Source organism: Roseinatronobacter domitianus (genome assembly GCF_023336755.1).
In the GTDB taxonomy this organism is placed as follows: domain Bacteria; phylum Pseudomonadota; class Alphaproteobacteria; order Rhodobacterales; family Rhodobacteraceae; genus Roseinatronobacter; species Roseinatronobacter domitianus.
On record NZ_JALZWP010000006.1, the window covers coordinates 18,021 to 31,656 of the forward strand.

A 13,636-nucleotide genomic window follows, 5' to 3' on the forward strand; every position below is an offset into this window, starting at 1 on the left:
GGGGCAACGCCCCCGCGCGGTCACGCGCCGCCGCGCGGCCCCCTCGATGGGGGCCAAGCGGCGCCCCCTTTACCGGTCGGGCGGCCTCACAAGCCGCGCATGTTCCTGAATCGCGAAACGGTCGGTCATGCCAGAGACATAATCCGCCACAATCCGTGCCAGCGCCGTTTCATCACGTGCGCTCTCGACATCCTTGCGCCATTCTACCGGCAACAGCTCCGGCCGCGCCATGAATAGCGGGAACAGGTCTTCCACCATCGTCGTGACCTTCGCGCGCATCTCGACCACGCTGGGGGCGCGATACATGCGGGTGAACAGGAACTGCCGGATCACCTTCAATTCGCGAAACAGCCGGTCTGAAAACCGGATGATCGTCAGCCCCAGATCGCGGATATCCTGCGCCGTCTGCAAATCTGCCGGCCCAAGCCGGGTGCCTGCCACCAGCAGCACATCCTCCACCATCACACCGAAGACCCGGCGCAACGCCTCATGGCGGCGACGCATCACCTCCAGCCCCGGATACAGCTTGTCCACCTCGGCGAAAGCCGGGCCGGTGATTGGCAGCTCCATCAAATCCGCTTCGGTGAACAGGCCAGAGCGCAAGCCGTCATGCAGGTCATGGTGGTTATAGGCGATGTCATCAGCAATGGCCGCAACTTGCGCTTCGGCGCTGGCATAGCCCGACAATTCCAGATCGAACCCCGCATTGCATTCGGCCAGCGCATAGGGCAACGCCGCACCCTTTAGCGGATGTCCTGCGGCATCTGTCACCGGCCCGTTATGCTTGGCAATACCTTCCAGCGTTTCCCATGTCAGGTTCAGCCCGTCGAAATCGGCGTAATGGCGTTCCAGTTTGGTCACGATGCGCAGGGCTTGGGCGTTATGGTCAAAGCCGCCATAGGGCGCCATCAATTCGCAAAGCGCATCTTCGCCCGTGTGTCCGAAAGGCGGGTGGCCCAGATCATGCGCCAGCGCAATCGCTTCGGCCAGATCGGTGTTCAACCCCAAAGCGGCGGCCAAAGTGCGCGCCACCTGTGCCACCTCTATCGAATGTGTCAGCCGCGTGCGGTAATAGTCGCCTTCATGCTCTATAAAGACCTGCGTTTTGTGTTTCAGCCGTCGAAACGCGCTCGAATGGATGATCCGGTCGCGGTCGCGCTGAAACGGCGAGCGAAACGTGCTCATCGCTTCAGTATGCGCACGCCCGCGCGATTGCTCGGGCTGTGTGGCAAAGGGTTTCAACATGATCTCTCCGTCCGGCTTGCCCCGCGCGGTTTGCGCGCTTATATCAGAGTGGAGTTATCAGGAATACACCACGAAAAGGCGCATCCATGTCCCTCGCCATCCCTCCACGCGTCAGTGACCGGGCCTTTGCCCGCTTGGCCGAGATTGCCGAAGATGCCGGTGAGGTCAAGGCCTTGCGGGTCGCTGTCGATGGTGGCGGCTGTTCCGGGTTCCAGTATGACATTCGCTTTGATGACCCGGCCGAAGATGACCTTGTGCTGGAGCGCGACGGGCATAAAGTGCTGGTCGACCCGGTGTCGCTGCCATTCCTGGAGAATGCTGTCATCGACTTTTCAGAGGATTTGATCGGCGCACGCTTCGTCATCGACAATCCCAATGCCTCTTCCAGTTGCGGTTGCGGCATCAGCTTTTCGATGTAGGCTATAATTGCTGCGCCTGACAGTAATGTTTCTTGAATCTTCCGGCACCTTCCTCAATTCTGAGGCAACAGCAGGGAGATGACATGAAACCGGAAGCCATCACGAACAGTTATAAACGCTGGGCGCCGATCTACGACGCGACCTTTGGCAAGATCACCCATGCCGGCAGACATCACGCCACACAGGTCGCCAACCAGATTGGCGGTGACGTGCTGGAGGTGGGTGTCGGCACCGGGCTTGCGTTGCCATTCTATGCGCCCGGAATCAGCGTCACGGGGATAGATTTTTCCGACGACATGCTGGACCGCGCGCGCGCGAAGGTGGACGAGGAAAACCTGACCCACGTCAAGGATTTGCGCCAGATGGACGCGCGCAATCTGGACTTCCCCGATAACAGTTTCGACACGGTCGTCGCCATGCACCTTATTTCTGTGGTGCCTGACCCCGAACAGGTCATGGCGGAAATGGCCCGTGTCTGCAAACCCGGCGGGCAAATTCTGGTGGTCAATCATTTTGCCCGTGACGAAGGTTGGCTGGCGTGGTTCGAACGTAAATTCGCACCCTTTGCCGATTTACTTGGCTGGCATTCCAACTTCCCCAAGGACCGCGTTCTTGGGGTCAGCGCGCTGAATCTGGTCGAAGAAAAGCACCTGACCAAACTGGGCCTGTTCACCTTTCTGCGTATGCAAAAGGCCGTCTGAGCCGGGATGACCGGGCCATCACGGCCCGGCCAGTCTTTTATTTATAGGCTTTGATCTGGCCCGATTTCAGGCGGTGCATGTAGCTGTCAAGCTCGCGTTTCACGATTGGCATCAGCAGATACAAGCCAATCACGTTGACCACGCCCATGGCGAACAATGCGGCATCCGAGAAATCCAGCACCGACCCAAGGCTCGACACGGCCCCAACAAAGACGAAGAAACAGAACATGACCTTGAAGACCAGTTCCTTGGACTTGCCTTCGCCAAACAGGTAGGTCCAGCCCTTCATCCCGTAATACGACCATGTAATCACGGTCGAAAACGCAAACAGGATGACGGCCACCGACAGCGCATAAGGCGCCCAGCCAAAGACCGACCCAAAGGCCGCAGAGGTCAGCGGCACACCCGGCGCAACATTGCCCACAGTGGCCACGCCGCCCGCATCATTCAGGATGTAACGACCTGTCTCTGCGTCGATCATCAATTGTTGCGTGATGATAATGACCAGCGCCGTCATGGTGCACACGATGACCGTGTCGATCAGCGGTTCCAGCAAAGAGACAAACCCTTCGGTGATCGGCTCGTTGGTGCGCACCGCTGAATGGGCGATGGCGGCAGACCCGATCCCGGCTTCGTTGGAAAAGGCCGCGCGCCGGAACCCTTGAATGATCGCGCCGACAATGCCGCCCACGATCCCGCTATCGGTAAACGCCCCGCGAAAGATTTCGCCAACAGCCCACAGGATCATATCTGCATTGGCGATCAGGATCAGCAGGCCAACACCCAGATAGCCGATCCCCATGATTGGCACGACCTTTTCCGTCACCCGTGCGATGGATTTGATGCCGCCGATAATCACCACGAACACGATTCCCGACAGCACAAGCCCTGTCACCCATGCAGGCACGCCCAGCACGCTTTGCACCTGACTGGCGGCCTGATTGGCCTGAAACATGTTGCCGCCGCCCAAGGCGCCCAGCACGCAAAAGATGGAAAACAGCACCGCCATGAACTTGCCAAGCGGCAGGCCGCGCTCGCGAAAGCCCTTTTCCAAGTAATACATCGGCCCGCCCGAAACGGTGCCATCGGCGTATTCATTGCGGTATTTCACGCCCAGAGTGCATTCGGTAAACTTGGTCGCCATGCCCAGAATACCCGCAAGGATCATCCAGAACGTGGCCCCGGCCCCGCCAATGCTGACCGCAACCGCCACACCGGCAATGTTGCCCAAGCCCACGGTGCCCGACAGGGCCGTTGCCAGCGCCTGAAAATGGCTGACCTCGCCCGCGTCCTTGGGGTTAGAGTATTTGCCGCGCACAAGGTCCAGCGCATGGCGAAAGGCGCGAAACTGGATAAACCCGAAATAGAGCGAAAAAACAACTGCGCCGATCACCAGCCAGCCCACGATCCATGGGATACTGGTTCCGGGCAGGTTCGCGAAGATCAGCGCCACGAACCACCCGGTCGCAGCCGAAAATACCCCGTCAATCGTTTCTCCAATATTGGCCTGCGCCGGGGCCGCGGTCAAAAGCGCCAAAATGGCAGCGATACCATAACGTGTCATAAGCGTGCCTCCTGGCATTACGGGACAATTGTGCAAGGCACCGGCGCAACCTGCGCCAAGCTGCCTGCGACAGAACCAAACAGCCGCGCGGTCAGCCCGGACTGGCCCATCCGTCCGACCACGATCTGCGTCGCGTCGCACTCCTTGGCGATATCACACAAGGTTTCGGCCACATGGCCGTAGCGGACCACGCAGTCCGCCGCCAACCCATGCTCTGACAAGGTCTTCTGCATCGGCCCAAGGATCATGGTTTCGGCCCGCACCACTTCCTGCAAGCGCCGCGCATGACGCTCTTCCAGTTCTTCTTTGGTCAGGAAGGAATAGGGCGACCATTCCAGCACATGGGCCAGCACCACCTTGGCATCTGCCGCCTTGGCGCGGTCGATCGTGTAACTTAGCGCACGGTGGCTGGCGCTGCTGCCATCCACCGCGATCAGATATATTTCTGTCATAATACTCTCCTGTTGCCTGATCTTTTCAGTCAGTGACGGCGACATAACAAACATGTGACACACGTTTTTCCGAAAATGCCCTGCCTGCACGGCAGTCACGCGAAGAAAATCGACAGTGATGGCGCGATACTGATGAAAGTTACGCGCAAGCTATGCGGGCGGTAAAATACCCCACCGCGCCAGATTGTCGCGGCCTGGACCCCAATGCGTGCGGCCAAGGGCTTGCCCCATTGGCGGCGCTTGACTACACCAACCGGGTAGCAGCAAGAGCCAGACGCCATGACCGACACGACCGCCGCGCGCGACGCGCGGGCCAAATCGAAGAATATCTCGGCCCTGCGCGGTCTTTGGCCTTTCATCCTCCCCTACCGCATCTTGCTGATCGTGGCGATTGCGGCACTGGTCTCGACCGCCGCGATTACGCTGGCGCTGCCCTTGGCCGTGCGCCGCGTGGTAGACGGGTTCGAGGCCCGTGAAATGGCCATGCTGAACCAATATTTCGGTGCAGCTCTGGGCTTGGCGGGGCTGCTCGCGCTTGGCACCGGCCTGCGGTATTATTTCGTCACGCGCTTGGGCGAACGCATCGTGGCCGATATCCGCAAGGCGCTCTTTGCCCGCGTCATCGACCGCTCGCCCGCGTTTTACGAACGGATCATGACGGGCGAAGTGCTCTCGCGCCTGACCACCGACACCACGCTTATTCAGTCGGTCATCGGGTCGTCGGTGTCGATCGCGCTGCGCAACGCGCTGATGCTGCTGGGCGGGCTGGTACTGCTCGGCTTGACCTCGGCCAAGCTGACCGGCTTCGTGCTGCTGATGGTGCCGGTCATCATCGTGCCCATCGTGGTCATGGGGCGCAAGCTGCGCAAACTGTCGCGCGAAAATCAGGATTGGATCGCCGCCAGTTCCGGCAACGCGTCCGAAGCCCTCAGCGCCGTGCAGACCGTGCAGGCCAATACCGCCGAAGCCACCAGCCGCGCCGAATTCGACCGCGTCACGGAAGTCAGCTTCGACGTGGCGCGCAAACGGATCTTTACCCGTGCGTTGCTGACCGTGGTGGTCATTTTCCTTGTCTTCGCGGGCATTCTTGGCACGCTTTGGGTCGGCGCGCGCGATGTGTCGGCGGGCATCATGACACCGGGGGAATTGGCGCAATTCGTGATTTACGCGGTGATCGTCGCCGGGTCCGTGGGCGCGCTGTCGGAAATCTGGTCAGAGCTGCAACGCGCAGCGGGCGCGACAGAACGGCTGGTGGAACTGCTGGTCGCCATCGACACGGTTCTGGACCCTGACGTGCCCCGCGCCTTGCCCCGCCCGGCACGCGGCGAGGTGCGGTTCGACAACGTGACCTTCACCTACCCCACACGGCCCGATGAGCGCGCGCTGAACGGCGTCACGCTCAATGTGCAACCGGGCGAAACCGTGGCACTGGTCGGCCCCTCCGGTGCGGGCAAAACCACCATCCTGCAACTGCTGATGCGGTTTTATGACCCAGCGCAAGGCGCTGTGATGATCGACGGGATGGACCTGCGCGACATGGCCCGCACCGATTTCCGGCAGGTCATGGCGCTGGTGCCGCAAGACCCGATGATCTTCGCCACCTCGGCGTTGGAAAACATTCGCTACGGGCGGCCCGGTGCTACGGATGGCGAAGTGAAGGCCGCCGCAACCGCCGCCGCCGCCGATGAGTTTATCGAAAAACTGCCCAAAGGGTATATGACCGAGTTGGGCGAGCGCGGCGTGATGCTGTCGGGCGGGCAACGCCAACGCATCGCCATCGCCCGCGCCATCCTGCGCGACGCGCCGATCCTGCTGCTGGACGAGGCGACCTCGGCGCTGGATGCCGAGTCAGAGGCCGCCGTGCAACACGCGGTCGACCACCTGTCGAAAGACCGCACCACACTGGTGATCGCGCACCGTCTGGCAACGGTAAAGCAGGCCGACCGGATCGTGGTATTCGAGGAAGGCCGCATCGTCGCGCAAGGGAAGCATGACGAACTGGTGGCCGAGGGCGGGCTATACGCGCGACTGGCGCGGTTGCAGTTCACGGCGGATCGGGCGGCTTGAGGGCACCAATGCGCTATAATTTGACACCAGCACGCTACCCTTTGCCTAAAACCTTCTTCAAGCTTTGAGCAATAGCATCTGGTAGTCTTTCTAGAGCTGACTGAACCGTTGCATCAGTAGACGATGACGACTTTCCGGTGGTCGTCGAGTTTTGTTGCCCAAACATACGTCTCACCAACTCCGCTTTAATAGCCTGCTGTTCAGAAATCTCCAAGCTGGCGATGAACGGATCCAGAGCTTTCGTCTCAAGAGCATAAGATCGAAGCTGTTTCTCGTTGTCTCGGTGGATCTTTGATTGTCGCGAAGTATATCCTGCAGCTAGCAAAAAGATCGCAGTGAGAGAAGATGCTGTTATAATTTCTGGCCAATTCATACCCGCATCCGCGCTTTGTTGGAATCCGAAAAAATACTTAATACCAAGCCAAAAAACTGCCAGCGTCAGGCACCCTAAAGAAATCCAACGCCAGCGGTCCGCTTCTGCCTTTTCTTCACCAGCACTCTTTTGATAGCCACCAGCAACACTATCACGACCAACTAATTTATGAATTTCGAGCACGGAGATATGCTTTTGCCGCATATCTTCTATTATTGCTTCTCCGTCTTCGGTTAAACGATTAATAATTTCTTGAAGTCTTCTTTCTTGTTCTTCGGCAAGCTCGCTTCTTTGTGCCTCAGATTTTTGTTTCGTTTCTATTAAGAAGTCGCCAAACTGCTTCTCTCGCCCAATTTGCGCGTCCGAATGCTCTTTAGCGTTTTCGGTCTGTATCTCTGTAAAAGCACTCTGCCATTCTGCTATTCTTTGCTGCGTCGTCACCTCAAGATCGTCTATGGCTTTTTGAAGTGCTGACTGTCTTTCATCGACTTTTTGTAATGAAGTCATAACCTCATCTAAGCGCGAATGGCTTTCGTTAGCGGATGCCTCCATTGATGTAGAAAACGAAACGAAGGCTTCCTCCGCCTTTTTAATTACCCGCGCAGATTCGAGAGAACGCGAAAGGCCCGCCAACTGATACACTTGAGGAGCATATTGACTGATGTGATTGTTTGCAGCCTGCAAGTAACTTGTCTGTGGCGAAGCAGCATATGCCTGTAGCTGTTGAAAAAATGGAGGCTGCTGAAGGTGTTGTTGAAGCTGGTCAATTAATTTTTGTGGAACGAAGTCCCCATCCAAACCAGAGATGACGCTCGCCAGCGTTTCGAGAATTTTTCGCAAACGCCTTCGTTCTTCTTCGAACTCTAGGTCCGTGTCCTCGACTTCTACATCTAACCAAGCAGATGCGTGGCGTAGCGTTTCATGAATAGGATGACTCTCAAATTCATTCTTCCAACGAGACAATATCGTGTCCTTGCTCTGAGTTGTTCCTTTGGAATACTAGCACAAACGAAGTCAACTCCAAGCTGTAGAAATAGGAACCCTCTACTCAAACTTCGCCCTGATCCGCCGCACCATCCCCCAGACCCCCAGCACCACCACGGGGGCCAGCACCGCCATGGCGACGGGTTTCGACACGCCCGCAGGTTCCGCCAAGGGCATGACCAGATAGGCCACCAGATTCACCGCGTAATAGCTGATGGCGACGACCGACAGCCCCTCGACCGTGTGTTGCAGGCGCAGTTGCAGGTCGGCGCGTTTGTCCATGCTGGCGAGCAGTTCCTGGTTCTGGGCCGAGCGTTCCACATCCACCCGAGTGCTTAACAACTGCCCCGCCCGCATGGCGCGTTCGGCCATCTTGGCCAGCCGCGCTTCGGCGGATTTGACGGTCCGCATGGCCGGGTCAAACCGGCGCATCATGAATTCATTCAGGGTCTGGCGGCCATTGAACCGCGCCTCGCGCAAAACCTCGATACGTTGATGCACCAGCGCCTCATAGGCACCCGTTGCGCCGAACCGAAACGAGGATTCGACCACCATATTCTCCAACTCGGACGAAATGCGCAAAAGCTGTTCCAGCGTTTCTTCAGATTTCGAGCCGCCATCGTTCATGGCGCGGGTCAACCGGGTCAGTTCATCATCCAGCGCGCCCATTTGCGGTGACATGCCGCGCGCGCGCAGCAGCCCCAGCATGGAGATTGTCTTGTAGGTCTCTATCTCGCACATGCGCTGCACGATGCGCCCCACGCGCCGCCCCCCGGTGCCCTTTTTCACAAACAGCGCCATGCGGATATGGCCCGCCGCATCAATCCGGAAATCGCTGGCAATGACCCCGACCCCGTCCAGAACGCTCGATGCGGCAAGGCTTTCGGGAACGAACCAGTCCAGCATCTTGTCGATCATGTCGTCGGGATTGTCGGGCATCACCTCTACGCGCATGATGATGGATGTCAGGCGATTGCCCGGTGCGTCGGCCAGCCAGTCCGCCGGGTAGACATCGAAGCTGGACGGATCAAAAGGCCGGTCGGTCAGCCCCTGCTCAAAGGTGGTATATGTCACGAACTCTGTATGGCTTTCCCACTTCATGTGGTAGCGGCCCATATCGGTCGAGAAATGCGTGGCATCGGGCGCGGGGTGCACGGCGCCATGCCGCTCCAGCAGCGCCAGCAGATGCGCCCGATCGTCCCCGCGCGAGCGTTTGGCCGCAAAGCGGGGTGGCTTGATCGCAAGGAAGGTCGCCGTCGCCGGGGCCGTGATCTTGGCCGCCGGGCGCGCGTGCAATTCGTTGACCATAGCATAACGGTCGGGATGGTCCTGGATGGGCGGCATGGGGCTGACCTTGGGCTGGCACTGTGTGCGTTTGGCCTTAAAGCATATTCTGCACCGCCGCAAAGGAAAGCCCGTATGCGGTGTCCCGGCGCATACTTGCAACCGGGCAACAGGTGGGTTCAATGCAAACCGCCGCCCCGAAGGGCGGCGGTTGCAAGTTTGGGTGTTCCCGCCAGATCAGTCGATCATCGGCAGCAAGCTGTCGAAGCTGGCCTTTGCATCGCCGTAGAACATGCGGGTGTTGTCCTTGTAGAAGAGCGGGTTTTCGATGCCGGAATAGCCGGTGCCCTGCCCGCGCTTGGACACGAACACTTGTTTCGCTTTCCAGACCTCCAGCACCGGCATACCGGCGATGGGCGAGTTCGGGTCGTCTTGCGCCGCGGGGTTCACGATGTCGTTCGAGCCGATGACGATCACAACATCCGTCGATGACAGGTCATCATTGATCTCGTCCATCTCCAGCACGATGTCGTAAGGCACCTTGGCTTCGGCCAGCAGCACGTTCATATGCCCCGGCAAGCGGCCTGCCACGGGGTGGATGGCGAAACGCACCTCTTTGCCCTGCGCGCGCAGCTTGCGGGTCAGTTCCGCGACCGTCTGCTGGGCTTGCGCCACGGCCATGCCGTAGCCCGGCACGATGACGATACTATCAGCCTCGTTCAGTGCGCTGGCCACGCCGCCCGCGTCAATTGCGACCTGTTCGCCTTCAACCGCCATCTGGTCGCCCTTGGCTGCACCGCCAAAGCCGCCCAGAATGACGCTGACAAAGCTGCGGTTCATGGCCTTGCACATGATGTAGGACAAGATTGCACCGCTGGAGCCAACAAGCGCGCCCACCACGATCAGCAGGTCATTGCCAAGGCTGAAACCGATGGCCGCTGCCGCCCAGCCCGAATAGCTGTTCAGCATCGAGACCACCACCGGCATGTCGGCACCACCGATGCCCATAATCAGATGATACCCGATAAAGAGCGCCAGAAGCGTCAGCAGAACCAGCGTCCAGCTGCCCATGCCGCCAAGGTAGGCGAACATCAGCAGCAAAGACCCAGCCGCCGCAGCCGCGTTCAGCAAGTGGCCGCCAGGCAGTTGTTTGGCGCCAGTGTCGACCTTGCCTGCCAGCTTGCCATAAGCAATAACCGACCCGGTGAAGGTGACAGCCCCAATCCAGATGCCCAGAACCAATTCGACCCGCAGAATCGTAATCTCGACTGAAGATTTCTTGGCAATCAGCTGACCGAAGGACGACAGCCCATCGTTGATCTCTTTGGGCAGGCCAATGGCGGTATACCCATCTGCGCCCACCGCGCCGAAGATCAGCTCATTCGCGGAATAAATCGCAGAGATCGCATTAATCATGATGTCGGCGTTGAAGCCGACGATCACGGCCGCCAGACCGACAAGGCTGTGCATGATGGCCACCAGCTCTGGCATCTGGGTCATCTGAACCTTGGTGGCCAGTTGGTAGCCCACGGCGGCACCCAGTGCGATCAGCACCAACGACGCCATCCAAAGCCCCTGCCCCGGTCCGATCAGCGTGCCGATAATGGCGATCGCCATGCCCGCAATGCCATACCAGACCGCGCGTTTCGCGCTTTCCTGGCCCGACAACCCGCCAAGCGACAGGATGAACAAAACTGCCGCGACCACATAGGTCGCAATCGTGAATCCGTATTCCATACCTGATCCCCCGCCTTACGATTTCTGGAACATGGCGAGCATGCGCCGTGTCACGAGGAAGCCGCCGAAAATATTGATCGACGCCATGAAGATGCCAGCCGCCGCCAGAACGGTGATCAGCAGGCTCGACGATCCGATCTGGATCAGCGCGCCAAGGATAACGATGGACGAAATCGCGTTCGTCACCGCCATCAGTGGCGTGTGCAGCGAATGCGCGACATTCCAGATAACCTGGAAGCCAATGAACACCGAGAGCACAAACACGATGAAATGCTGCATGAAGCTGGCGGGCGCGACCAGCCCCACGGCCAGCAGCAGAACTGCCGCGACCGCAATCAGCGTCACCTGTTGCTTGGTCTGTGCCTTGAACGCGGCCACCTCGTTGGCGCGCTTTTCTTCGGGCGTCAGTTCCTTCACCTTTTCCTTCGGCTTGGCCGCAATCGCGGCCACCTTTGGGGGCGGCGGCGGGAAGGTGATCTCGCCCGCATGGGTCACGGTCGCGCCGCGGATGACATCATCTTCCATGTTATGGTTGACGACACCGTCCTTCTCGGGCGTCAGGTCGGTCAGCATGTGGCGAATGTTGGTCGCATAGAGCGTGGACGATTGCGTCGCCATGCGCGACGGGAAATCGGTGTAACCAACGATAATCACGCCGTTTTCCGTGACAACGCGCTCATCCATCACGGTCAGGTCGCAGTTGCCGCCCTTTTCGGCGGCAAGGTCGATGATAACCGATCCCGGCTTCATCATCTTGACCATGTCTTCGGTCCAGAGCTTTGGCGCAGGGCGGCCCGGGATAAGCGCCGTGGTGATGACGATATCTGTTGTGGGTGCGAGTTCGCGGAACTTCGCCAGTTGCTTTTCGCGGAATTCGGGGCTGGAGGGGGCGGCATAGCCACCCGTTGCCGCGCCGTCCTGCGCCGGTTCGTCAAATTCAAGGAACACGAATTCCGCGCCCATCGATTCGATCTGCTCGGACACTTCCGGGCGCACGTCGAAGGCCATCGTGATGGCCCCAAGCGAGGTGCTGGTACCAATGGCGGCCAGACCGGCCACACCGGCCCCCACGATCAGCACGCGCGCAGGCGGGATTTTGCCGGCCGCCGTCACCTGACCGGTAAAGAAACGGCCAAAATTGTTGCCCGCCTCGATCACCGCGCGGTAACCCGCGATATTGGCCATGGATGACAACGCATCCATCTTCTGGGCGCGGGAAATACGCGGCACCATGTCCATCGCGATCACGGTCGCGCCGGTGTCTTTCGCGGCCTCCAGCATGGCTTCGTTCTGGGCCGGCCAGAAGAAGGAAATCAGCGTCTGCCCCGCGCGCAGGCGCGTGACCTCGGCTTCTTCCGGCTCACGCACCTTGATGACGATATCAACCGCATCCACCAGCGCCTGCGCATCGGCCACCACGGTCACACCCGCGCCCTCATAGGTCGCGTCATTGAACCCGGCAGCAACGCCTGCGCCCGACTGCACGAAACACTCATGCCCCAGTTTTTGCAACTGCGCCGCAGAGTCCGGCGTCAGCGACACACGGGCTTCGCCCGACTTGATCTCTTTTAAGGCCCCGACTTTCACGCGTCGTCCCCCTTTGCTGGTTGTAGCGCCTGTGATGCGGGCAGGTCCCGCGTTCTTTTCGATCTTGCGCCTGCATAGCCCGCGCAAGAATATTTCACAAGGCACCAATAAACGTTACGATAAGCACGCTGCGGCGGTGCAGCATCCCTCCCTCATCCTGACGCAACGTCCATTGCGGAAATCGTCCCGATTTGCAAGAGTGGCAGAGCATTTCCGACCAATCCGGACCAACATGCGACCCGGTGTCGCGACGACTTGGCGCGTTGCGCGCCGCGATCACAGCCAGCGGCGGGTGCGTTGGAAAAACGCTTCGGCCTCTGGCCCGAAGGCCGCGCACAAGCGGGCTTCTTCGGGTTCGATAAATCGCCGCGTCAGGATGCGCGCCAGCACAGGCACCAGCACCAGCCCGACCACCGACCCCCAAACCAAGGCCAAGCCACCCAAGAGCAGCAGGTCGGCCAGGTAAATCGGGTTGCGCGATAGCCGGTATAACCCGCCGGTAATCAGCTTGGCAGGTGTTTCATGCGGCACAATGGTTGACCGCGCGCGCAAGAAACTGAATGCCGCAATGGCCATGATCGCAAGCCCCGCCCAGAATATCAGGTTGCCAATGGCCGTCAGCGCCCCGACCTGAAATGCCGGGCCAAGCAGCAGGGCTTCCGCCTTGGCCAGCCCCAAAGCGCCCAGCAACCAGACCGGCGGGTAATCCAGTGTCAGCCTCATGGCTGGAACGCCGCGCGGCCGCCTTGCAACACCAGCGCGTTGTCATGCCCCATCAGCCGGGCGACCAGCATGGCCTGCGACGACAGCACCGCCGTATCGCAATACATCACCACCAGGCCGGTATCGGGCAGCTCATCAGCGCGCGCGACGATCTCGCGCCATTCAATATTGATCGCGCCGTCAATCGCATCGGCTGCAAAGCTGTCGGCGCTGCGCACATCGACAAATGTGACCCCCGGCAGAATATCTTCGGTCAGTTGCGCGGGCTGGATCACGCCCTCGACATAGCCTGCGAAATCCAGATAGCCGCCGATCTCGTCAGCAAGGTCGCTGGCGCGCAGCGGTGCGCTGGTCAGTATAAGCGCGGCAAGGACCGGGACCAGTAAATTGCGCATAACATCCTCCTACGGAATACATGGCGACATTCAATTACGCGCATCTGAATTGCAAGTGTCTTGACCTTTGCCCCGCGTCCCGCCACCGATAGAGGATAATGAAGG

12 protein-coding genes are annotated in these 13,636 nt (G+C 59.5%); 3 read left to right on the forward strand and 9 right to left on the reverse strand.

Translation table 11 applies throughout. From position 1 onward, the window contains the following. Nucleotides 1-69: 69 nt before the first annotated feature. A complete protein-coding gene (locus M3N55_RS07500; RefSeq protein WP_249057909.1) occupies nucleotides 70-1,245 on the reverse strand; it encodes a deoxyguanosinetriphosphate triphosphohydrolase in 1,176 nt (391 codons plus the stop codon). An 86-nt stretch (nucleotides 1,246-1,331) separates the two neighbouring features. Here M3N55_RS07500 and M3N55_RS07505 point away from each other — a divergent pair, with 86 nt between their 5' ends. Both M3N55_RS07505 and M3N55_RS07510 read left to right on the forward strand, forming a co-directional pair. Continuing rightward, nucleotides 1,332-1,664 (forward strand): HesB/IscA family protein, encoded by a 333-nt coding sequence (locus tag M3N55_RS07505; RefSeq protein WP_249057910.1) that lies wholly within the window; start codon nucleotides 1,332-1,334, stop codon nucleotides 1,662-1,664. A gap of 83 nt (nucleotides 1,665-1,747) precedes the next feature. Continuing rightward, on the forward strand, nucleotides 1,748-2,365 hold the full coding sequence (locus M3N55_RS07510) for a class I SAM-dependent methyltransferase (protein ID WP_249057911.1): 618 nt from the start codon (nucleotides 1,748-1,750) through the stop codon (nucleotides 2,363-2,365). A gap of 37 nt (nucleotides 2,366-2,402) precedes the next feature. Here M3N55_RS07510 and M3N55_RS07515 read toward each other — a convergent pair whose 3' ends face one another. Both M3N55_RS07515 and M3N55_RS07520 read right to left on the reverse strand, forming a co-directional pair. Further along, nucleotides 2,403-3,929 carry an alanine/glycine:cation symporter family protein gene (locus M3N55_RS07515; protein ID WP_249057912.1) on the reverse strand — a complete coding sequence of 509 codons (1,527 nt, stop codon included), beginning with the start codon at nucleotides 3,927-3,929 and terminating at the stop codon, nucleotides 2,403-2,405. A gap of 17 nt (nucleotides 3,930-3,946) precedes the next feature. Beyond that, the gene (locus tag M3N55_RS07520) at nucleotides 3,947-4,381 is read right to left on the reverse strand and encodes a universal stress protein (RefSeq protein ID WP_249057913.1); all 435 of its coding nucleotides are present in this window, start codon (nucleotides 4,379-4,381) and stop codon (nucleotides 3,947-3,949) included. A 279-nt stretch (nucleotides 4,382-4,660) separates the two neighbouring features. Here M3N55_RS07520 and M3N55_RS07525 point away from each other — a divergent pair, with 279 nt between their 5' ends. After that, nucleotides 4,661-6,448 (forward strand): ABC transporter transmembrane domain-containing protein, encoded by a 1,788-nt coding sequence (locus M3N55_RS07525; protein WP_249057914.1) that lies wholly within the window; start codon nucleotides 4,661-4,663, stop codon nucleotides 6,446-6,448. 34 nt (nucleotides 6,449-6,482) lie between these two features. Here M3N55_RS07525 and M3N55_RS07530 read toward each other — a convergent pair whose 3' ends face one another. The 6 genes from M3N55_RS07530 to M3N55_RS07555 all read right to left on the reverse strand — a co-directional run bounded on the left by M3N55_RS07530 (nucleotide 6,483) and on the right by M3N55_RS07555 (nucleotide 13,531). Next, nucleotides 6,483-7,784, reverse strand: coding sequence for an ATP synthase subunit B family protein (locus M3N55_RS07530; protein WP_249057915.1), 1,302 nt, complete (start codon nucleotides 7,782-7,784; stop codon nucleotides 6,483-6,485). Between the two features lie 81 nt (nucleotides 7,785-7,865). After that, nucleotides 7,866-9,149 carry a DUF3422 family protein gene (locus M3N55_RS07535; protein ID WP_249057916.1) on the reverse strand — a complete coding sequence of 428 codons (1,284 nt, stop codon included), beginning with the start codon at nucleotides 9,147-9,149 and terminating at the stop codon, nucleotides 7,866-7,868. Nucleotides 9,150-9,326: 177 nt separating this feature from the next. Next, nucleotides 9,327-10,826 carry an NAD(P)(+) transhydrogenase (Re/Si-specific) subunit beta gene (locus tag M3N55_RS07540; protein ID WP_249057917.1) on the reverse strand — a complete coding sequence of 500 codons (1,500 nt, stop codon included), beginning with the start codon at nucleotides 10,824-10,826 and terminating at the stop codon, nucleotides 9,327-9,329. A gap of 15 nt (nucleotides 10,827-10,841) precedes the next feature. Continuing rightward, entirely contained in the window at nucleotides 10,842-12,413 is a 1,572-nt protein-coding gene (locus M3N55_RS07545; protein WP_249057918.1) for a Re/Si-specific NAD(P)(+) transhydrogenase subunit alpha, read from the reverse strand. A gap of 276 nt (nucleotides 12,414-12,689) precedes the next feature. Then, the gene (locus M3N55_RS07550) at nucleotides 12,690-13,136 is read right to left on the reverse strand and encodes a methyltransferase family protein (RefSeq protein ID WP_249057919.1); all 447 of its coding nucleotides are present in this window, start codon (nucleotides 13,134-13,136) and stop codon (nucleotides 12,690-12,692) included. Next, a complete protein-coding gene (locus M3N55_RS07555) occupies nucleotides 13,133-13,531 on the reverse strand; it encodes a rhodanese-like domain-containing protein (RefSeq protein WP_249057920.1) in 399 nt (132 codons plus the stop codon). Before M3N55_RS07555 ends, M3N55_RS07550 begins: the two co-directional genes overlap by 4 nt. Between the last annotated feature and the right edge of the window lie 105 nt (nucleotides 13,532-13,636).

Coding starts and splice junctions, on each gene's coding strand:
- M3N55_RS07500 (WP_249057909.1), bottom strand. CDS start 1,245: ATGTTGAAACCCTTTGCCACACAGCCCGAGCAATCGCGCGGGCGTGCG.
- M3N55_RS07505 (WP_249057910.1), top strand. CDS start 1,332: ATGTCCCTCGCCATCCCTCCACGCGTCAGTGACCGGGCCTTTGCCCGC.
- M3N55_RS07510 (WP_249057911.1), top strand. CDS start 1,748: ATGAAACCGGAAGCCATCACGAACAGTTATAAACGCTGGGCGCCGATC.
- M3N55_RS07515 (WP_249057912.1), bottom strand. CDS start 3,929: ATGACACGTTATGGTATCGCTGCCATTTTGGCGCTTTTGACCGCGGCC.
- M3N55_RS07520 (WP_249057913.1), bottom strand. CDS start 4,381: ATGACAGAAATATATCTGATCGCGGTGGATGGCAGCAGCGCCAGCCAC.
- M3N55_RS07525 (WP_249057914.1), top strand. CDS start 4,661: ATGACCGACACGACCGCCGCGCGCGACGCGCGGGCCAAATCGAAGAAT.
- M3N55_RS07535 (WP_249057916.1), bottom strand. CDS start 9,149: ATGCCGCCCATCCAGGACCATCCCGACCGTTATGCTATGGTCAACGAA.
- M3N55_RS07540 (WP_249057917.1), bottom strand. CDS start 10,826: ATGGAATACGGATTCACGATTGCGACCTATGTGGTCGCGGCAGTTTTG.
- M3N55_RS07550 (WP_249057919.1), bottom strand. CDS start 13,136: ATGAGGCTGACACTGGATTACCCGCCGGTCTGGTTGCTGGGCGCTTTG.
- M3N55_RS07555 (WP_249057920.1), bottom strand. CDS start 13,531: ATGCGCAATTTACTGGTCCCGGTCCTTGCCGCGCTTATACTGACCAGC.